Below are 17,671 nucleotides of genomic sequence, written 5' to 3' on the forward strand. Positions count from 1 at the left end.
CGGGCGGGTGGGGGTCACCCGCGACGATAGGTGGGTGACCCATGGAAACGACGCTGTGAGCCAGGCGATCGCCGGCGAGCTGGCCCTCCTGGACCCCGCCGTGCGCGCCTCCCGCGCCCGCTTCGAGCGGCTGCTCGACCCCGAGTTCGTGGAGGTCGGCTCCTCGGGCCGCCGCTACACGTACGCGGACATGCTGGCCTGGCTGCCCGAGCACGCGGGCAGCGCGCAGGCCGGCCCCCGCTACGAGCCGTCGGCGATCGAGGGCGTCCTGCTGGCCCCCGGCCTGGTCCACCTCACCTACGAGACGGACTTCGACGGCCACCGCGCCCGCCGCAGCTCGCTGTGGCGCAGGCGCAGCGAGGAGACGGGCTGGCGGATGTACTACCACCAGGGGACGCCGGTACCGCCCGAGGCGGCGTGACACGCATTCGTCCCCCCGGCCGTCAGCCCGCTTCCGCCACCGACGCGGCGGCCCGGACCAGGGCGGCCGTCGCCGTCGAGCGGGACTGCTGCGGCCAGGCGATCATCAGGACTGCGGGCGGGGCGTCCGACACCGGGCGGTAGACGACGCCCGGGCGGGGGTAGCGGACGGCGACGGAGGCGGGCAGCAGCGGCATGACGCGGCCCAGGCCGGTCAGGGTGAGCAGTTGGGCGAGGTCGTGGCCCTGGCAGCGGATCTCGTGCAGGTACCGCGGCAGCTCGCCGGGGTGCAGGCCCAGGTCGGCCAGGACCAGGCGGTCACGGGCGGCCAGCGGGTGGCTCGCGGCGAGCGCGGCGACCTGCGGCTCGGTGGCGAGCGTCTCGGCGTCGAGGCCGGTGCGGTCGAACGGCTCGTAGATCAGGGCGGCATCGGCCTCGCCGAGCCGCAACAGCCGGGGCTGCTCCTGCCAGCGGGACAGCCGGATGGCGACCGGCAGCGCCGCCGGCTCCTGCGCGTAGCGTGCGCACAGCGCCTCCAGCAGACCCGCGTCGCCGTCGGCCTTCATGGCCAGGACGAGCTTCGGCTCCGCGTCGGCCGCCCGGCGGGCCCGCCGGGCGGCGGCCTCCAGCGCGTCCAGCGCCGTCCTGGCCTCGGTCAGCAGCACGGTCCCCGCCGGGGTCAGCGCCACGCTGTGGGTGGTCCGCGCGAAGAGGGTGACGCCCAACTCCGTCTCCAGCAGGCGGATCGCCCGGGACAGCGGCGGCGGCGAGATGCCCAACCGGTCAGCGGCGCGCGCGAAGTTGAGCTCCTCGGCGACGGCGACGAAGTAGCGCAGCGGACGGGACTCCATGGACGGCTCCCTCGGTCGCCTTTCGGTCCGGTATTGCCCTGAGGGTAACAACCGTGAGCGCAACGGTCCTTCAGTTCGGCGGCGCCAGGCAGCAGGCTCGACGACATCCCAACCGCCTTTCTTTCTGGAGCAGTTCATGATCGTCGTCACCACACCCACCGGGCAGATCGGCCGCGAGGTCCTCGCCCGTCTGCTCGACGCCGGCGAGGGTTCCGTACCGGTCCGGGTGATCGCCCGCGACCCCGCCGCGCTCGCCCCGCAGGTGCGCGAGCGCGTGGAGGTCGTCCAGGGGTCGCACGCCGACCCCGGCGTGCTGAAGGAGGCCTGTCAGGGGGCCGACCAGGTGTTCTGGCTGCTCCCGCCGAACCCGGCCGCGCCCGACTCCGAGGCGTACTACGGCGCCTTCACCGACCGGCTGTGCGAGGTGATCGAGGCGCAGGGCATGGAGCGGGTGGTGGCCGTCTCCACCCTCGGCCGCGGAGTCGCCCGGAACGCCGGGATGATCTCCGCCGGCCTCGCCATGGACGAGCGGATCGCCGCCACCGGCGTCCACTACCGGGCGCTGTGCCCGCCGGCCCTGATGGAGAACACGCTCCGCCAGGCGGCCGCGATCCGTGACACCGGCGTGTTCGCCACCCCGCACGTCACCGACCGGGTGCTGCGGCTGTGCGCCACGCGCGACGTCGGCGCTGCGGCGGCCCGGCTGCTGCTCGACGACTCCTGGACCGGGCGGGCGGACGTCCCCCTGGTCAGCGCGGACGACCTGACCCCCGAGGGGATGGCCGCAGTCCTCGCCGAGGTGCTCGGCCGGCCCGTGCGCACCCGGTTCGTTCCCGTCACCGAGCTGGGAGCGGGGCTCCTGCGTACCGGAGCGGTCGAGGGCTGGGTCCGTTCCTACGCCGACATGGTGACGGCCCAGAACGAGCAGGGTTTCTACGGCGTCTCCCAGCTCCCCACCCCCGACCTCGCGCCCACCACCTTCCGCCAGTGGTGCGAGGAGGTGCTGCGACCGGCGACCGAGGCCTGACCGCTCACCGCTCCAGCAGCATCCGCTGGAGTTCCCGTGCCGCGCGCGGCGGAGCCACGTCGCTGCGGTGGGCGAGGGCGATCGTGCGGTGCAGGCCGGGCCGGGTGAGCGGGGTGACCCGTAGCCCCCGGCCCGAGCGGGCGGCCACCATGCGGGGGACGACGGCCACCCCGAGCCCGGCCCGTACGAACCCGAGCACCGCGTCCATCTCCCCGCCCTCGACCGCGAAGTCCGGCTCGAACCCCTCCGCCCGGCATGCGGCCACGGTGAGTTCCCGCAGGTCGTAGCCGTGCCGGAACATCACAAGGCGCTCGCCTTCCAACTCGGCGATCCGTACGGTCCGGTGGCCGCCGCCCGGCTTGGGCGACTCGGGGGAGGACACCACGACCAGGTCCTCCCGCAGCAGTTCCACCGTCGTCAGCGCCGGGGACGGGGTCGGCAGCGGCAGCACGACCAGGGCCAGGTCCAGGGCGCCGCGGGCCAGCTCCCGGACGAGGTCGTGCGAGCCGCCCTCCTCGATCAGCAGCCGGATGCCCGGATAGCGGTCGTGGAAGGCGCGCAGCACGTCCGGCAGCAGGCCCGTGCACAGACTCGGCGTCGCCCCCAGCCGCACCCGCCCGCTGCGCAGTTGCACCAGCTCCTGCACCTCGTACCGGGCGGTCTCGGTGTCCGCCAGGATCCGCCGGGCCAGCGGCAGCAGCGCCTCGCCCGCGTCGGTGAGCGTGATGTTGCCGCGCGCCCGCAGGAACAGATCCGCGCCCAACTCCCGCTCCAGCGCCTTGATCTGCTGCGACAGCGAGGGCTGCGCGACATGGACGAGCTCGGCGGCCCGGGTGAAGTGCCGGGTCTCGGCGACCGCCACGAAGTACTGGAGCTGCTGGAACTGCATCCGGCCATGATACGAGCCATGATAGGCACAGGCTATGGAAACGAGCCGGACCATGTCTTGGACCGATGGGGTCGCCCGGCTCTAGCGTCGTGGCCATGGCTCTGGCAACGCGGACGGACCGACGGCCGTCGATGGCGCGCACCGTGTGGGACTCCTCCGTCGGCAAGAAGACGGTGATGGCCGTCAGCGGCCTGACCATGCTGCTGTACCTGGTCGTCCACATGATCGGAAACCTGAAGATCTTCTTCGGGCCGGGCGAGTTCAACCACTACGCGCACTGGCTGCGCACGGTCGGCGAGCCGTTCATGCACTACGAGTGGACGCTCTGGCTGGTCCGCGTGGTGCTGGTCGTGGCCGTCGTCGCCCACGCGGTCTCCGCCTACCAGCTCAGCCGCCGCGACCTGAGGGCCCGGCCCGGCGGGTACGTGCACCGCAAGCGCCGGGCGAGCTACGCCACCCGCACCATGCGCTGGGGCGGGATCATCCTCGGCCTGTTCATCGTCTGGCACATCCTGGACCTGACGACCGGCACCGTGCACAGCGGCGGCTTCCAGCCGGGCCACCCGTACCAGAACGTCGTGGACACCTTCTCCACCTGGTACGGCAACGTCGTCTACATCGTCGCGATGCTCGCGCTCGGCCTGCACGTACGGCACGGCTTCTGGGCCGCCGCCCAGACCCTCGGCGTCGGCAGCCGCACCCGCGACCGCGCCCTCAAGACCGCCGCGAACGTCCTCGCGCTGCTGCTCACGGCCGGCTTCCTCGCCGTGCCCGTGGGCGTCATGACCAAAGTGGTGAGCTGAAGATGACCTACACCGACTTCCCGACCGGCGAGCCCCTCGCCGACACCAAGGCCCCCGGCGGCCCCGTCGCCGACCGCTGGGACACCCGCCGCTTCGAGGCCAGGCTGGTCAACCCGGCCAACCGGCGCAAGCACACGGTGATCGTCGTCGGCACCGGCCTCGCGGGCGGTTCGGCGGGCGCGACCCTCGCCGAACAGGGCTACCACGTCGTCCAGTTCTGCTACCAGGACTCCCCGCGCCGCGCCCACTCCATCGCCGCGCAGGGCGGCATCAACGCGGCGAAGAACTACCGCAACGACGGCGACTCGATCCACCGGCTGTTCTACGACACCGTCAAGGGCGGCGACTTCCGGGCGCGCGAGTCCAACGTCCACCGCCTCGCGCAGATCTCCGTCGAGATCATCGACCAGTGCGTCGCGCAGGGCGTGCCCTTCGCGCGGGAGTACGGCGGTCTCCTCGACACCCGCTCCTTCGGCGGCGTCCAGGTGTCCCGGACGTTCTACGCCCGCGGCCAGACCGGCCAGCAGCTCCTGCTGGGCGCCTACCAGGCGCTGAGCCGGCAGATCGCCGCCGGGAACGTCGAGATGCACCCGCGCACCGAGATGCTCGACCTGATCGTGGTCGACGGGCGGGCGCGCGGGATCGTGGCCCGGGACCTCATCACGGGGCGAGTCGACACCTACTTCGCGGACGCCGTCGTCCTCGCCAGCGGCGGCTACGGGAACGTCTTCTACCTGTCGACCAACGCCATGAACTCCAACGCCACCGCGATCTGGCGGGCGCACCGGCGGGGCGCGTACTTCGCCAACCCCTGCTTCACCCAGATCCACCCCACCTGCATCCCGCGCACCGGCGACCACCAGTCGAAGCTGACGCTGATGAGCGAGTCGCTGCGCAACGACGGGCGGATCTGGGTGCCGAAGGCCAAGGGCGACGACCGCCCGCCCAACCGGATCCCCGAGGACGAGCGCGACTACTACCTGGAGCGCGGCTACCCGTCCTTCGGCAACCTGGTCCCGCGCGACATCGCCTCCCGCGCCGCCAAGAACGTCTGCGACGAGGGCCGGGGCGTCGGACCCGGCGGGCAGGGCGTGTACCTGGACTTCGCCGACGCTGTCGAACGGCTGGGCCGCAGGGCCGTCGAGGAGAAGTACGGCAACCTCTTCGACATGTACGCGCGGATCACCGCCGAGGACCCGTACACGGTCCCCATGCGGATCTACCCCGCCGTGCACTACACGATGGGCGGCCTGTGGGTCGACTACGACCTCCAGACCACCGTCCCGGGCCTGTTCGCGATCGGTGAGGCCAACTTCTCCGACCACGGCGCGAACCGGCTCGGCGCGTCCGCGCTGATGCAGGGCCTGGCCGACGGCTACTTCGTCCTGCCCGCCACCATCAACGACTACCTCGCCCGCCACCCCCGCCAGGACCCGGTCACCGACCAACACCCCGTCGTGCAGGAGCTGTTGGCCGACACCCAGGACCGGCTGAACCTGCTCCTGTCGGTCGACGGCGACCGCACCCCCGACTCCTTCCACCGCGAACTCGGCGAACTGATGTGGGAGTTGTGCGGCATGGCACGCACGGACGCCGGGCTGCGCAAGGCACTCGAGCGCATCCCGCAGATCCGCGAGGAGTTCTGGCGGCGCGTCAAGGTCCCGGGCACCGGCGAGGAGTTCAACCAGTCCCTGGAGAAGGCCAACCGGATCGTCGACTACCTGGAACTCGCCGAGCTGATGTGCCTCGACGCACTGCACCGCGCCGAGTCCTGCGGCGGCCACTTCCGCGAGGAGTCGCAGACCTCAGGCGGTGAAGCCGCCCGCCGGGACGAGGAGTTCGGCTACGCCGCCGCCTGGGAGTTCACCGGCACGGGCTCATCTCCCGTACTGCACAAGGAAGACCTGGTCTTCGAGTATGTCCACCCCACCCAGCGGAGCTACGCATGAAGCTCACCCTGCGCGTCTGGCGGCAGCGTGCCGCCGACGCCGACGGCGCCATGTCCACGTACGAGGTGGACGGCATCTCGCCCGACATGTCCTTCCTGGAGATGCTCGACACCCTCAACGAGGAACTCATCCTGCGCGGCGACGACCCGGTCGCCTTCGACCACGACTGCCGCGAGGGCATCTGCGGCGCGTGCTCCCTCGTCATCAACGGCGACGCGCACGGACCGGAGCGGACCACCACCTGCCAACTGCACATGCGGTCCTTCCGGGACGGCGACACGATCGACGTCGAACCGTGGCGGGCCGCCGCCTTCCCCGTCGTCAAGGACCTGGTCGTCGACCGCAGCGCCTTCGACCGGATCATCCAGGCCGGCGGCTACGTCACCGCTCCCACCGGCGCAGCGCCCGAGGCGCACGCCACGCCGGTGCCCAAGCCCGACGCCGACTTCGCGTTCGAGCACGCCGAGTGCATCGGGTGCGGGGCGTGTGTCGCCGCCTGCCCCAACGGGGCGGCGATGCTGTTCGTCTCCGCCAAGGTGAACCACCTCAACGTGCTGCCGCAGGGAGCGCCCGAGCGGGAGACGCGGGTGCTGGACATGGTGGGGCAGATGGACGCGGAGGGGTTCGGGGGGTGCACGTTGACGGGTGAGTGCGCGACCGCCTGTCCCAAGGGGATTCCCCTGGTGTCCATCACCGGGATGAACCGGGAGTGGCTGCGGGCCACGCGCACGGTGGGGAAGCGGTAGCGCGCTTCAAGTGAACGTTCGCCGAAGAGTGCGGGCGGGCGGGGCCGGGAGTGGTGCTCATTTCCGGCCCCGTCTCGGTTTTCGGGGGTCGGCTCCCGCCGTTCAGCAAGCCCACATCCCCGCTCCTGGCACAGGTCACCGGCGCGCCAACCGGCGTAGGAAGAACAGACCCGGCGGCACCGCTCGCCGTCCTCGGCCCGTGACCAGGAGAAGCCATGAGTGGCGTATCGACCCTAGACCGTCCCCAGCAGAACGCGGCCCCCGTCCGCTACACCGTCACCCTGGCCCGCGACGAGGACGACGTGCGGGCCGCCCAGCGGCTGCGCCACGACGTGTTCGCCGGCGAGCTGGGCGCGCTGCTGGCCACTCCTCAGCCCGGCCTCGACATCGACCCCTTCGACGCCTACTGCGACCACCTGCTCGTCCGCGACACGCAGACCGGGCAGGTCGTCGGCACCTACCGGCTGCTGCCGCCGGAGCGCGCCGCCGTCGCCGGACGCCTCTACTCCGAGGGCGAGTTCGACCTCACCGCGCTCGACGCGATCCGGCCCGGCATGGTCGAGGTCGGCCGCTCCTGCGTGCACCCCGACCACCGCGACGGCGCGGTCATAGGCCTCATCTGGGCCGGGATCGCCCGCTACATGGTGGACCGCGGCCACGAATGGCTGGCCGGCTGCTGCTCGATCCCGCTCGCCGACGGCGGCGCGCTCGCCGCCGGCACCTGGGACCGGGTGCGCGACAAGCACCTCGCGCCCGAGGAGTTCCGGGTCCGCCCGCTGCTGCCCTGGGTGCCGCAGACACCCGCCCCGGCCGGCCGCACCGAACTGCCCGCCCTGCTGCGCGGCTACGTCCGGCTCGGCGCGTGGGTGTGCGGGGAGCCCGCCCACGACCCCGACTTCGGCGTCGCCGACCTGTACGTGCTGCTGTCGATGCGCCGGATCAACCAGCGCTACCTGCGGCACTTCCTCTCCCTCGTCCCGGCGTGATGAGCGTCTGGCTGCCCAGCGCGCCCTGCACCCCGCGGGCGTGCGTGGACCCGACGGCGTCCCTGACGGCCGTACCGCGCGCCGTGCTGCGGCTCACGGCGGTGGTCGCGCTGGTCCTGGGCGGGGCCCTGCTGCTGCCGTTGGCCCGGCTGGTCCCGGCCCGCGCGGTACGACGGTGGAGCCGGACCGTCGTACGGGCGGCGGGCGTACGGGTCCGGGTCACCGGCGGGCCCGTGCCCACCGCCGGCGGGCTGCTTCTGGTCGCCAACCACATCTCCTGGCTGGACATACCGCTGCTGGCCGGCGTCCGCCCGGCCCGGATGCTCGCCAAGGCCGAGATCCGGGGCTGGCCGGTGGCGGGCGGGCTCGCCGCGCGCGGCGGTGTCCTGTTCATCGACCGCGACCGGCTGCGCGCCCTGCCCGGCACGGTCGCCCGGATCACCGACGTGCTGCGGTCCGGCCGGGCCGTCGCGGTGTTCCCGGAGGGCAGCAGTTGGTGCGGGCGCGCCCAGGGGCACTTCCGGCGGGCCGTGTTCCAGGCCGCGCTGGACGCCCGCGTGCCCGTCCAGCCCGTCCGCATCCGCTACCTGGACCGCACGGGAGCGGCCAGCACCGCCGCCGCGTTCGTCGGCGACGACCCGCTGCTCGCCTCGCTGTGGCGGGTGGTGTCGGCGCGCGGCCTGGTCGCGGAGATCGAGATACTCCCCGCACTCGCCCCCGGCGACCACCCCGACCGCAAGTCGCTCGCGTCGGCCGCGGGCACCCGAGTACTGGGCGCGCCACACGAGCCCTGTGGGCCGGCTGAGCCCTACGAGCCCTACGAGCCCTACGAGCCCTATGGGTCCTATGGGTCCTACGAGCGGCGGGCCCTCGCGCCCGTCGGCCGGTCCGGCGGCGTGCCCGGCCACCGTCTCGACCCGCGTGGACGACGCCCACGACGCCGACCTCGCGCCCGGGCGACGAATTCCCGCTGAACCAGGGGAAGTCGGCCGCCCGTGATGGGATCATGACGCGTCCCGACCTCTGAGGGGAGCGTGCGTGAGCAAAAGCCCGGCCGAACGGACGGTGCTCGTGACGGGAGGCAGCGGTTTCGTGGCCGCCCATCTCGTGCGGCAGCTCCTGGAACGCGGCCACCACGTCCACACCACCGTGCGCGGCACGGCGAACCCGGCCAAGCTGCGGCCCCTGCACGCCCTGGGAGACGCCCACCCCGGCCGCCTGCACCTCTTCGAGGCGGACCTGCTCACGGAGGGCTCCTTCGACGAGGCGGCGAAGGGCTGCGCGGTGGTCTTCCACGTGGCCTCGCCGTTCCTGATGCCGGAGAAGATCAAGGACGGCCTGCGGGACGTGGTGGAACCGGCCCTGCGGGGCACCCGCAACGTCGTCGCGGCGATCGAGCGCACGGAGAGCGTCGAGCGCCTCGTCTTCACGTCCACGGTGGGCGCGATCTTCGGCGACTACGCCGACGTACGCGCGATGGCCGACCAGACCCTGTCGGAGAAGTACTTCAACACCACCAGCACGGTGGCGAACAACCCGTACCACTACGCCAAGACCGTGGCGGAGCAAGCGGCCTGGGAGGCCGCGGCAGGGCAGGACCGCTGGAGCATGGTCGCCCTCAACCCCGGTCTGATCCTCGGCCCGTCCCTCACCCCCGCCTCCGACTCCGGCAGCCTGTTCCTCCTGGACGAGCTGTTCAAGGGCTACTTCTGCTACGGCGCCCCCGACTTCAGCTTCACCACCGTCGACGTCCGGGACGTGGCGGCGGCCCACATCGCGGCGGCCGAGCACCCGCGGGCGCACGGCCGGTACATCGTCGCCGCCGCGGAGATGACCTCCTTCCACCAGATGGCGCGCATGCTCCTCGCGCACCACCCGCGAGACCTGCGGCTGCCCCGCACCGCCCTCCCGCACTGGCCGGTCCGTATCCTCGGCCCCGCCTTCGGCCTCTCCCAGGACTACATCCGGGGCCACCTCGGCATCCGCTTCCGCGTCGACAACCGACGCGGCACCGAGGAACTGGGCCTCACCTACCGCCCCATCGAGGAAACCCTGCTGGACCACCACCGGTCCTGGCGGGAACAGCGCCGCTGACCGCCGTCAGGCGGCGCGTACGACCGCGGCCAGCCGCCGGTAGGAGTCCAGCAGCCCTTCGCGGTCGTGGGTGCTGGTCGTGACCAGGACCTCCTGCGCCCCGGTCTCCTTCAGCAGCGTCTCCAGCCCGTCGGCCACCTGCTCCTCGGTGCCCGCGAGGTGGCCGGTCAGCCCGGACTCGTAGAAGCCGCGCTCCTTCGCGGTCATCGTGCGGGCCTCGACCCGCCCGGCGGGCGGCAGCGGCGGGAAGGTGCCGTGGCTGCGGGAGTACGCCATCGACCAGGCCTCCGGGATCAGCAGCCGGCGGGCCGCCTCGGGGGTGGCGGCCACCGCGACCGTGCCCGACACGACGACGTACGGTTCCGACGCCCAGGCGGACGGGCGGAAGCGGGCGCGGTAGTGGTCGATGCCCCGCCGCATCCGCTCTCTGTCGCGAAGGTCGCCGATGACCATCGGCAGGCCCGCGCGGGCGGCGATCTCCGCGCCCTCGCCCATGGCCAGCACGAACGGCGGCACGGCCAGCCCCTCCGCCGGGTACGCGTGCGCCCCGGTGGGGGAGTCGCCACCGAACCAGCCGAGCAGCTCGGCCAGTTGGTCCGCGAAGGCATCGGCGCCCTCCTTGTCCTGGCCGAGCGCCTTGCGTACGCCGTCGGTGAAGCCCACCGAGCGGCCCAGACCCATGTCGATCCGCCCCGGGAAGAGCGACTCCAGAACGCCGAACTGCTCGGCGACGACCAGCGGCCGGTGGTTGGGCAGCATCACCCCGCCGGTGCCCACCCGGATCGTGCGGGTCGCACCGGCCACGGCGGCCGCGAGAACGGTCGGCGCCGAACCCGCCACCCCGGGCACACCGTGGTGCTCCGAGACCCAGAACCGCAGGTAGCCGAGGTCCTCGACCTCCCTCGCCAGCGCCACCGTGTCCCGCAGCGCCTGCGCGCCGCCATACCCCTCGCGGATGCGCGAGCGGTCGAGGACGGAGAAACGGGCCGAGGCGATCGCGGAACTCATACCGGGTACAACACCTGGCGGCCCCCAGGATTCCGCATCGCTCAGACGGTGGCGGTGGCGGCGGTGTGCTCGTGCTCGCAGACGTCGTCGATGCCGTAGGTGTCCCAGGCCGGGAACGGGTCGTCGGCCGGCACCGCCTCGCCGCTGCGCAGCAGACAGCCGGTGAGGGCGGTGCTCAGCGCCCGCGCCTCCAGGTCCGTGCCGATGAACACCAGCTCCTGCGCGTACGGCGCGTCGGCGTCCCGGGCGGCGGACGGCTCGAACCGCGCCACCGCACCGGCCTGCGACCACAGCCCCGTCACGCGCGGGCGACTGGCCAGGGTGAAGAACCCCTTGGAGCGCAGCACCCGCCCGTACGCCCCGCTGTCCAGCCCCTCGGTAACGAAGGTCCACAACCGACCGGGATGAAAGGGGAGTTCGGAGCGGAAGACGGTGGAGGAGATGCCGTACTCCTCCGTCTCCGGGACGTGATCGCCGTTCAACTCCCGTACCCAGCCCGGCGCTTGCTGCGCCCGTTCCAGGTCGAACCGCCCGGTGCCGAGCACTTCGCGCAGGTCCACCCGCCCGTGCACGGCGGGGACGACCCGGGCGAGCGGGTTGAGCCGCGCCAGCGCCGCCCGCAGTCGGTGCGCGGCCCCGGCGTCGACGAGGTCGAGCTTGTTGAGCACGATGACGTCCGCGAACTCGACCTGGTCGACGAGGAGATCGCTGACCGTGCGCTCGTCGTCCTCGTACTGGTCGAGGCCGCGTTCGAAGAGCTCGTCGCCGCTCGCCAGCTCGGTCAGGAAGTTCGCCGCGTCGACGACGGTGACCATGGTGTCCAGTTCGGCCACGTCCGCGAGGCTCGCGCCGTCGTCGCGGGCGAAGGAGAAGATGGCGGCGACGGGGAGGGGCTCGCTGATACCGCTGCTCTCGATCAGCAGGTGGTCGAAGCGGCCCTCCCGGGCCAGCCGGTCGACCTCCTCCAGCAGGTCGTCGCGCAGGGTGCAGCAGATGCACCCGTTGGTCAGCTCCACGAGCCGCTCCTCGGTCCGCGACAGCGCGGCCTCACCGCCGCGGACCAGGGCCGCGTCGATGTTGACCTCGCTCATGTCGTTGACGATGACCGCGACGCGCAGGCCCTCGCGGCCCGCCAGGACATGGTTGAGCAGCGTCGTCTTGCCCGCGCCGAGGAACCCGGACAGCACGGTGACGGGCAGACGGCCGGTCTGGGCCTTCGGCATCCCGGTCAGCCCTCGGGGTGCAGCAGGCCGCGCTCGTACGCCTTCACCAGATGCTGGGGCACGAGGTGACGGACGCCGTCGACGGTGACGGGGACGAGCTGCGCGGTGCTCGCCTTCCACTGGGCGCGGCGGTGCCGGGTGTTGCTGCGGGACATCTTCCGCTTGGGGACGGCCATGGGAACTCCTCGAAGGGCTGGCGGGGCTCGGGGTGAGCTTCGAGGACGCTATATGAAAATGGATCCCATTAGCAATTGGCACCTCCCGGGCGACTGTCCGGGCGGTGGCTGTCTAGGCTGGGTGCGTGACCGACAGCAGCAAGCGGCCCCTCGCCGTGTTCGATCTGGACAACACCCTCGCCGACACGGCCCACCGGCAGCGCTTCCTTGAGCGGGCGCCGCGCGACTGGGACGCGTTCTTCGCGGCCGCGCCTCATGACCCGCCGCTCCCGGAGGGCGTCGCGCTGGCGCTGGCCCACGCCGAGAAGTGCGAGATCGTCTACCTCACCGGCCGGCCCGAGCGCTGCCGGCGCGACACGCTGGCGTGGCTCGCCGCGCAGGGGCTGCCCGAGGGAAGCGTCCACATGCGGCGCAACGACGACCGCAGGCCCGCCCGGCGCACCAAGCTGGACGTGCTCCGCCGACTGGCCCGCAACCGGGACGTGCGGGTCCTCGTCGACGACGACGAACTCGTGTGCGCCGACGCCGAACAGGCCGGCTTCACCGTCGTCCGGGCGCGCTGGACGGCCCCCTCGGGCGCCCTGGAGCAGGCGCAGGAGCGAGAGGGCCGTACCTGAGGCCGTATGCCTGAGGGGGTTACGGGTCAGGAGTCGGACTCGTCCAGGCGGAAGCCGACCTTCAGGCCCACCTGCCAGTGCGCGATCTCGCCGTTCTCGATCTGACCGCGCACCTGGAGCACCTCGAACCAGTCCAGATTGCGCAGGGTCTGCGAGGCGCGGGCGATGCCGTTGCGGACGGCCTGGTCGACGCCGTCCGGCGAGGTGCCGACGATCTCCGTGACCCGGTAGGTGTGGTTCGACATGCGGGTGCTCCTCTCGACCGTGACGGCGTCGTCACGTATGTCACGCGTCACTCCACCGTGCCCCAAGCCGCGACGCGGCGCGAGGGGAGGGCCGGGCGAGGGGAGGGCCGGGCGAGCCCGGCTCAGGGTCCGCTCACCGCGCGCCGACAGTGCTCAGCGACAGCGCGAAGCGGCCCTCGGCGTCCGTCCACCAGCGCGTCAAATCCAGCCCCGCTGCGGCCAGTTCGGCGCGCACCCCGGCTTCCCGGAACTTCGCCGACACCTCGGTGCGCAGCTCCTCGCCGGGCGCGAAGTCGACGGCCAGGTCGAGCGCGGGCACCTTCACGGTCTGCGCCGTACGGGAGCGCAGCCGCATCTCGATCCACTCGTGCTCCGCGTCCCAGAGCGCCACGTGGTCGAAGGCGGCGGGGTCGAAGTCGGCCCCCAGTTCACGGTTGACGACGGTCAGGACGTTCTTGTCGAACGCGGCCGTCACCCCGGCCGCGTCGTCGTACGCCCGTACCAGGACCCGTTCGTCCTTGACGAGGTCGGTGCCGAGCAGCAGTGCGTCGCCCGGCGCGAGCAGCGCGCGCACCGAGGCCAGGAACGCGGCGCGTTCGGCCGGCAGCAGGTTGCCGATCGTGCCGCCGAGGAAGGCGACGAGACGCGGGCCCGGGGTGTTCGGCAGGGCCCACTTCCCGGTGAAGTCGGCGATGAGGGCGTGCACGTTCAGCGCGGGCCGTTCGGCGATCAACGCCTGCCCGGCCTGGGTGAGGGCGCTCTCGCTGACGTCCACGGGCACGTACGTGTCCAGTTCGGTCAGCGCGTCGAGCAGATGGCGGGTCTTGTCCGAGGAGCCCGAGCCGAGTTCGACGAGCGTACGGGCGCGGGCCGCCGCGGCGATCTCCCCGGCGCGGTGCACGAGGATCTCGCGCTCGGCGCGGGTCGGGTAGTACTCGGGCAGTTCGGTGATCTGCTCGAACAGGTCGCTGCCGTGCGCGTCGTAGAACCACTTGGGCGGCAGCGACTTGGGGTCGGCGGCGAGGCCGCGCCGGACGTCGGCGCGCAGGGCGGCGTCGGTGGCGTCCTCGGGGAGGGTGCGGGTGACGTGCAACGGACTCACGGGCAGGGCTCCTTGGGTGGTGCGGGTGCCACGTCCGGGCTCGGGTCCTTGAGGGGGGTGAGCAGGACGTCGCTGCGGCTCGCGGTGAGCAGGGTGTGGTCGGGTACCTCCTGCCAGTGCGGATCGTCGTCGTACGGTTCGGAGGCCACGACCGTGCGCAGGCCCGGCCCGGCCAGGTACCAGAGGGTGTCGCCCCAGGCGCTGGCCGTGATGGTCTCGCCGTTGGTGAGCAGCAGGTTGAGCCGGGAGCCGGGGGCCGCCGCGGCGACCTCCAGCACCGTGTCGGCCAGCGCCTGCCCCTCCGCGTCGCCGCCGCGCAGCCGGGCCAGGACCAGCGCCCACACGAACGCGGAGTCGTTGCGGGCCTCCATCGACAGGAGTTCGGCGGCGGGCAGCGTGCCGGTGAGCGGCTCCAGCGAGCGCGGCCAGCCCGCGACCGCCCCGTTGTGGCTGAACAGCCACGGCCCGGCCGCGAACGGCGCCGCCGCGGCCTCCGCGTCGGCCCCGGCCAGCGTGGCGTCGCGGACCGCGGCCAGCAGCGCCCGGCTGCGCACGACGCGGGCCAGGTCGGCGAAGGACAGGTCCGCCCAGATGGGCCCGGCGCGGCGGTAGCGGGCCGGCACCGGGTCCCCCTCGGCATACCAACCCACCCCGAAACCATCGGCGTTGACCGTCCCGTACCGCTGCCGGCGCGGTGCCCACGACTGGCGGTACAGGCTGTGCGGGGGCTCCACGAGGAGTCGGCCGAGCGGCTCCTCGGGGCCCAGGAAGGCGAGGTGACGGCACATCAGGCGGCCCCGGCCGAACGGGCGGTGCGGAAACCGGAGAAGATCTGCCGCCTGATCGGATAGTCCCAGTTGCGGAACGTGCCCCGGCAGGCCACCGCGTCCACCGCGAACGAACCGCCGCGCAGCACCTTGTACTCGGGGCCGAAGAACACCTCCGAGTACTCCTTGTACGGGAACATCCGGAAACCGGGGTACGGGAGGAAGTCGCTGGCCGTCCACTCCCACACGTCGCCGATCAACTGCCGTACCCCGAGCGGGGATTCACCGGCCGGGTAGCTGCCCGCCGGAGCCGGGCGCAGATGGCGCTGGCCCAGGTTGGCGTGTTCGGGGCCCGGTTCGGCGTCGCCCCACGGGTAGCGCATCGAGCCGCCGGTCGCCGGGTCGAAGCGGGCCGCCTTCTCCCACTCCGTCTCGGTGGGCAGCCGGCGTCCGGCCCAGCGGGCGTAGGCGTCGGCCTCGTACCAGCACACGTGCAGGACCGGCTCCTCGGGTGGCACCACTTCAGTGACCCCGAACCGGCGGCGCAGCCACTGTCCGCCGTCGCGCCGCCAGAACTGCGGGGCGTGGATGCCGTGTTCGCGGATGTGCGCCCAGCCGGGCTTCGTCCACCAGCGCTCCTGGTCGTAGCCGCCGTCCTCGATGAACGCCTGGTACGCCCCGTTCGTCACCGGGGTGGTGTCGATGTGGAAGGCGGCCACCTCCCGCCGGTGCGCGGGCCGTTCGTTGTCCAGTGCCCAGGGCTCACCGGACGTGCCCATCGTGAACGGGCCGCCGGGGACGAGGACTTCGGCCGGTCCGGTGAACAGCGGCACCGGGTCCGGGTCGGGGGCGGTCAGGGCCTGTGGGCCGGTGCGGAGCTGATGGGTGATCAGCATCGTCTCGTCGTGCTGCTGTTCGTGCTGCGCGATCATCCCGAAGGCGAAACCGGCCTCGGTCAGCCGGGTGCCCTCGAAGTCGGCCGACTCCAGCAGGTCCGTCACCCGGCCGCGCACCTCCGCCGCGTACCGGCGGGCCTCGGCGGGCGGCAGCAGCGGCAGCGTGGGGCGTTCGGCGCGCGAGTGCTCGAAGGCGTCGTACAGGCCGTCGATCTCGGGGCGCATCGGCTCCCGGCCGGCCACCGCGCGCAGCAGCCACAGCTCCTCCTGGTTGCCGATGTGCGCCAGGTCCCACACCAGCGGCGACATCAGCGGGGAGTGCTGGGCGGTGAGGTCGGGCTCCTCGACGCAGCTCGTCAGCAGCGTGGTGCGCTCGCGGGCCGTGGTGAGCGAGGCCAGCACCCGGGCGCGGAGGGTCTCCGCGTCCGTGACGGGGGCGGGCCCGGTACCGGGGGCGGGCCCGGTGTCCAGGGCGGCGGGCTCGGTCATGGGCGGAGGTCCTTCCCGTACGCGCGGGTGTCCGTGCCGCGCAGGCGGTCGAGCTGGTCGTCGGCGGGGGTGCGGCCCCGCAGGACGTAGCGGTCGTGGTAGTCCGCCACCGCGTCCAGGACGCCGTCGCTCGCGCCGAGGCGGGGCAGGGCCCGCAGCGCCGTGTCGAAGCAGGCGACGGCGGTCTCGTGCAGCTCGGGGTCGGTCAGCCCGTACCGGGCCGCGTCGATCCACAGCGGATTGTGCGGGGCCGGCTGCGGCCGGGCCCGCTCCGCCAGCGGCTTCACGGTGCGGTAGGCGATCTCGGCGGCCTCCGGATCGTCGAACAGCGCCGTCGTCACGGCGAGCGGGACGATCCAGCCGTCGTCGCCCGGCTGCGCGTCGATCATGCGCAGTTCCAGGTGGCCGCGTGGTCTGACCGGCGGGAACAGGGTGGTGATGTGGTAGTCGAGGTCGTCCCGGGTCGGCGCCTGCGCACCCGCCCGGGTCCACTCCCGGAACGTCAGCCGCTCCGGCACCTCCCACGGCCCGCTGTCGCGCCGGACGCACATCACCGGCGCGTCCAGCACGTGCCGGGCCCACGCGGTGCGCGGATCGCCGTCCAGGACGGGGCCGCCCGCGCGGCCGGCGCCGATCTCCGTCCACAGCAACTGCCGGGTGGAGCGCCAGCCGGTGGGTTCGCCGCCGAGCAGCGGGGAGTTGGCGAAGGCCGCCACCAGCACCGCGCCCAGCGTGTGCGACAGCCACCAGCGCCGCCCGTGCCCCAGCGGGCCGGGCTCCTCGTACCCGGCGTCCAGGCAGACCTGTACGGAGGCCGAGGTGCACATCATCGCGCGGCCGGCCGGGCCCGTGCGGTCGAGGCAGGCCTCCATGGCGTCGTAACGCGGCTCATGGAGGAACCGGCGGGGGGTGCGCCAGGGGTCGGTGCCGTTGCCGGAGAGGGCGAGGCCGTGGTCGGCCAGGGCCGTGCGGACGGCGGTGAGGTCGGCGGCGACGGTGCCCACGCACTCCATCAGGGAGGCGGCGGGCGGCGAGCTGAGCTCCAACTGGCCGCCGGGTTCGACGGTGAGCGGGGAGCTCAGGGGCACCGTGCGCAGTGCGGCGTAGGCCGCTTCGAGTCGTTCGGGGGAGGCGGGGAGCCGGGGTGACCGCGTCTCGTGGACGAGCCATTCCACCTCCACCCCGACGGTGCGGGGCGGGCCGGTCTTGAAGCAGATACCCCTGACGAGGGCCTCCACCTCGGCTTCGGTGAGCGCCGTACGGGGCTTCGTACAGTCACCCACCGAGGTGTTCGATGAATCGGACATGTCGGGATCCTCCTGAGATTCCACCATGCCACTGGTCCGGCCTCGGTGCGGCCGGACCGGCATCACCCGTCCACCC

19 protein-coding genes are annotated in these 17,671 nt (G+C 72.9%); 9 read left to right on the forward strand and 10 right to left on the reverse strand.

The window, feature by feature from the left end; translation table 11 throughout:
- Positions 1 to 34: 34 nt before the first annotated feature.
- Complete coding sequence (locus BMZ82_RS01105) at positions 35 to 421, forward strand: nuclear transport factor 2 family protein (protein WP_093770617.1); 387 nt, start codon at positions 35 to 37, stop codon at positions 419 to 421.
- A 22-nt stretch (positions 422 to 443) separates the two neighbouring features.
- Here BMZ82_RS01105 and BMZ82_RS01110 read toward each other — a convergent pair whose 3' ends face one another.
- Positions 444 to 1,271, reverse strand: coding sequence for a LysR family transcriptional regulator (locus tag BMZ82_RS01110; RefSeq protein WP_093770619.1), 828 nt, complete (start codon positions 1,269 to 1,271; stop codon positions 444 to 446).
- Positions 1,272 to 1,407: 136 nt separating this feature from the next.
- Between BMZ82_RS01110 and BMZ82_RS01115 the strand changes: the two genes are divergently transcribed.
- The gene (locus tag BMZ82_RS01115; RefSeq protein ID WP_093770621.1) at positions 1,408 to 2,298 is read left to right on the forward strand and encodes an NAD(P)H-binding protein; all 891 of its coding nucleotides are present in this window, start codon (positions 1,408 to 1,410) and stop codon (positions 2,296 to 2,298) included.
- Positions 2,299 to 2,302: 4 nt separating this feature from the next.
- On the opposite strand, the gene BMZ82_RS01120 is transcribed toward BMZ82_RS01115, so the two are convergent.
- Positions 2,303 to 3,187 carry a LysR family transcriptional regulator gene (locus BMZ82_RS01120; RefSeq protein ID WP_093770623.1) on the reverse strand — a complete coding sequence of 295 codons (885 nt, stop codon included), beginning with the start codon at positions 3,185 to 3,187 and terminating at the stop codon, positions 2,303 to 2,305.
- Between the two features lie 131 nt (positions 3,188 to 3,318).
- On the opposite strand from BMZ82_RS01120, the gene BMZ82_RS01125 reads away from it, so the two are divergent.
- The 6 genes from BMZ82_RS01125 (at position 3,319) to BMZ82_RS01150 (ending at position 9,765) form a co-directional block, all read left to right on the forward strand.
- Positions 3,319 to 3,990, forward strand: coding sequence for a succinate dehydrogenase (locus BMZ82_RS01125; protein WP_093770627.1), 672 nt, complete (start codon positions 3,319 to 3,321; stop codon positions 3,988 to 3,990).
- A gap of 2 nt (positions 3,991 to 3,992) precedes the next feature.
- Positions 3,993 to 5,939, forward strand: a complete 1,947-nt coding sequence (locus tag BMZ82_RS01130; RefSeq protein ID WP_093770629.1) for a fumarate reductase/succinate dehydrogenase flavoprotein subunit — start codon at positions 3,993 to 3,995, stop codon at positions 5,937 to 5,939.
- The gene (locus BMZ82_RS01135; RefSeq protein WP_093770631.1) at positions 5,936 to 6,685 is read left to right on the forward strand and encodes a succinate dehydrogenase/fumarate reductase iron-sulfur subunit; all 750 of its coding nucleotides are present in this window, start codon (positions 5,936 to 5,938) and stop codon (positions 6,683 to 6,685) included. The genes BMZ82_RS01130 and BMZ82_RS01135 overlap by 4 nt, the downstream gene beginning before the upstream one ends.
- 215 nt (positions 6,686 to 6,900) lie before the next feature.
- The gene (locus BMZ82_RS01140; protein ID WP_093770633.1) at positions 6,901 to 7,671 is read left to right on the forward strand and encodes a GNAT family N-acetyltransferase; all 771 of its coding nucleotides are present in this window, start codon (positions 6,901 to 6,903) and stop codon (positions 7,669 to 7,671) included.
- Positions 7,671 to 8,645 carry a lysophospholipid acyltransferase family protein gene (locus BMZ82_RS01145; RefSeq protein ID WP_218159002.1) on the forward strand — a complete coding sequence of 325 codons (975 nt, stop codon included), beginning with the start codon at positions 7,671 to 7,673 and terminating at the stop codon, positions 8,643 to 8,645. The genes BMZ82_RS01140 and BMZ82_RS01145 overlap by 1 nt, the downstream gene beginning before the upstream one ends.
- A 64-nt stretch (positions 8,646 to 8,709) precedes the next feature.
- Entirely contained in the window at positions 8,710 to 9,765 is a 1,056-nt protein-coding gene (locus BMZ82_RS01150; protein WP_093770635.1) for an NAD-dependent epimerase/dehydratase family protein, read from the forward strand.
- A 6-nt stretch (positions 9,766 to 9,771) separates the two neighbouring features.
- Here the strand turns inward: BMZ82_RS01150 and BMZ82_RS01155 are convergent, their stop codons facing one another.
- From BMZ82_RS01155 to rpmF, 3 genes are read right to left on the reverse strand one after another with little or no spacing between them, the layout of a single operon-like run.
- A complete protein-coding gene (locus BMZ82_RS01155; RefSeq protein WP_093770637.1) occupies positions 9,772 to 10,773 on the reverse strand; it encodes an LLM class flavin-dependent oxidoreductase in 1,002 nt (333 codons plus the stop codon).
- 41 nt (positions 10,774 to 10,814) lie between these two features.
- Complete coding sequence (locus tag BMZ82_RS01160) at positions 10,815 to 11,996, reverse strand: GTP-binding protein (protein WP_093770639.1); 1,182 nt, start codon at positions 11,994 to 11,996, stop codon at positions 10,815 to 10,817.
- A 5-nt stretch (positions 11,997 to 12,001) separates the two neighbouring features.
- Positions 12,002 to 12,172 (reverse strand): 50S ribosomal protein L32, encoded by a 171-nt coding sequence (rpmF, locus tag BMZ82_RS01165; RefSeq protein WP_093770640.1) that lies wholly within the window; start codon positions 12,170 to 12,172, stop codon positions 12,002 to 12,004.
- A 125-nt stretch (positions 12,173 to 12,297) separates the two neighbouring features.
- Between rpmF and BMZ82_RS01170 the strand changes: the two genes are divergently transcribed.
- Positions 12,298 to 12,789, forward strand: a complete 492-nt coding sequence (locus BMZ82_RS01170) for a phosphatase domain-containing protein (RefSeq protein WP_093770642.1) — start codon at positions 12,298 to 12,300, stop codon at positions 12,787 to 12,789.
- 26 nt (positions 12,790 to 12,815) lie between these two features.
- Here the strand turns inward: BMZ82_RS01170 and BMZ82_RS01175 are convergent, their stop codons facing one another.
- The 5 genes from BMZ82_RS01175 to egtA form a co-directional block, all read right to left on the reverse strand.
- Entirely contained in the window at positions 12,816 to 13,034 is a 219-nt protein-coding gene (locus tag BMZ82_RS01175) for a dodecin (RefSeq protein ID WP_093770644.1), read from the reverse strand.
- Between the two features lie 133 nt (positions 13,035 to 13,167).
- Positions 13,168 to 14,136 carry an L-histidine N(alpha)-methyltransferase gene (egtD, locus tag BMZ82_RS01180; protein WP_093770645.1) on the reverse strand — a complete coding sequence of 323 codons (969 nt, stop codon included), beginning with the start codon at positions 14,134 to 14,136 and terminating at the stop codon, positions 13,168 to 13,170.
- Positions 14,133 to 14,924 (reverse strand): ergothioneine biosynthesis protein EgtC, encoded by a 792-nt coding sequence (gene egtC / locus BMZ82_RS01185; protein WP_093770647.1) that lies wholly within the window; start codon positions 14,922 to 14,924, stop codon positions 14,133 to 14,135. Before egtC ends, egtD begins: the two co-directional genes overlap by 4 nt.
- Positions 14,924 to 16,288: an ergothioneine biosynthesis protein EgtB gene (egtB, locus tag BMZ82_RS01190; RefSeq protein ID WP_093770649.1), complete on the reverse strand. Its 1,365-nt coding sequence runs from the start codon at positions 16,286 to 16,288 to the stop codon at positions 14,924 to 14,926. Before egtB ends, egtC begins: the two co-directional genes overlap by 1 nt.
- Complete coding sequence (gene egtA / locus BMZ82_RS01195; RefSeq protein WP_093770651.1) at positions 16,285 to 17,595, reverse strand: ergothioneine biosynthesis glutamate--cysteine ligase EgtA; 1,311 nt, start codon at positions 17,593 to 17,595, stop codon at positions 16,285 to 16,287. The genes egtB and egtA overlap by 4 nt, the downstream gene beginning before the upstream one ends.
- Between the last annotated feature and the right edge of the window lie 76 nt (positions 17,596 to 17,671).

Origin of the sequence: Streptomyces sp. yr375, from assembly GCF_900110755.1 — a bacterium.
GTDB lineage: Bacteria > Actinomycetota > Actinomycetes > Streptomycetales > Streptomycetaceae > Streptomyces.

Bases quoted from the DNA above. Each gene is read 5' to 3' on its own strand.
- BMZ82_RS01110 (WP_093770619.1), bottom strand. From the start codon at position 1,271: ATGGAGTCCCGTCCGCTGCGCTACTTCGTCGCCGTCGCCGAGGAGCTC.
- BMZ82_RS01115 (WP_093770621.1), top strand. From the start codon at position 1,408: ATGATCGTCGTCACCACACCCACCGGGCAGATCGGCCGCGAGGTCCTC.
- BMZ82_RS01120 (WP_093770623.1), bottom strand. From the start codon at position 3,187: ATGCAGTTCCAGCAGCTCCAGTACTTCGTGGCGGTCGCCGAGACCCGG.
- BMZ82_RS01125 (WP_093770627.1), top strand. From the start codon at position 3,319: ATGGCGCGCACCGTGTGGGACTCCTCCGTCGGCAAGAAGACGGTGATG.
- BMZ82_RS01130 (WP_093770629.1), top strand. From the start codon at position 3,993: ATGACCTACACCGACTTCCCGACCGGCGAGCCCCTCGCCGACACCAAG.
- BMZ82_RS01135 (WP_093770631.1), top strand. From the start codon at position 5,936: ATGAAGCTCACCCTGCGCGTCTGGCGGCAGCGTGCCGCCGACGCCGAC.
- BMZ82_RS01140 (WP_093770633.1), top strand. From the start codon at position 6,901: ATGAGTGGCGTATCGACCCTAGACCGTCCCCAGCAGAACGCGGCCCCC.
- BMZ82_RS01145 (WP_218159002.1), top strand. From the start codon at position 7,671: ATGAGCGTCTGGCTGCCCAGCGCGCCCTGCACCCCGCGGGCGTGCGTG.
- BMZ82_RS01155 (WP_093770637.1), bottom strand. From the start codon at position 10,773: ATGAGTTCCGCGATCGCCTCGGCCCGTTTCTCCGTCCTCGACCGCTCG.
- BMZ82_RS01160 (WP_093770639.1), bottom strand. From the start codon at position 11,996: ATGCCGAAGGCCCAGACCGGCCGTCTGCCCGTCACCGTGCTGTCCGGG.
- rpmF (WP_093770640.1), bottom strand. From the start codon at position 12,172: ATGGCCGTCCCCAAGCGGAAGATGTCCCGCAGCAACACCCGGCACCGC.
- BMZ82_RS01175 (WP_093770644.1), bottom strand. From the start codon at position 13,034: ATGTCGAACCACACCTACCGGGTCACGGAGATCGTCGGCACCTCGCCG.
- egtC (WP_093770647.1), bottom strand. From the start codon at position 14,924: ATGTGCCGTCACCTCGCCTTCCTGGGCCCCGAGGAGCCGCTCGGCCGA.
- egtB (WP_093770649.1), bottom strand. From the start codon at position 16,288: ATGACCGAGCCCGCCGCCCTGGACACCGGGCCCGCCCCCGGTACCGGG.
- egtA (WP_093770651.1), bottom strand. From the start codon at position 17,595: ATGTCCGATTCATCGAACACCTCGGTGGGTGACTGTACGAAGCCCCGT.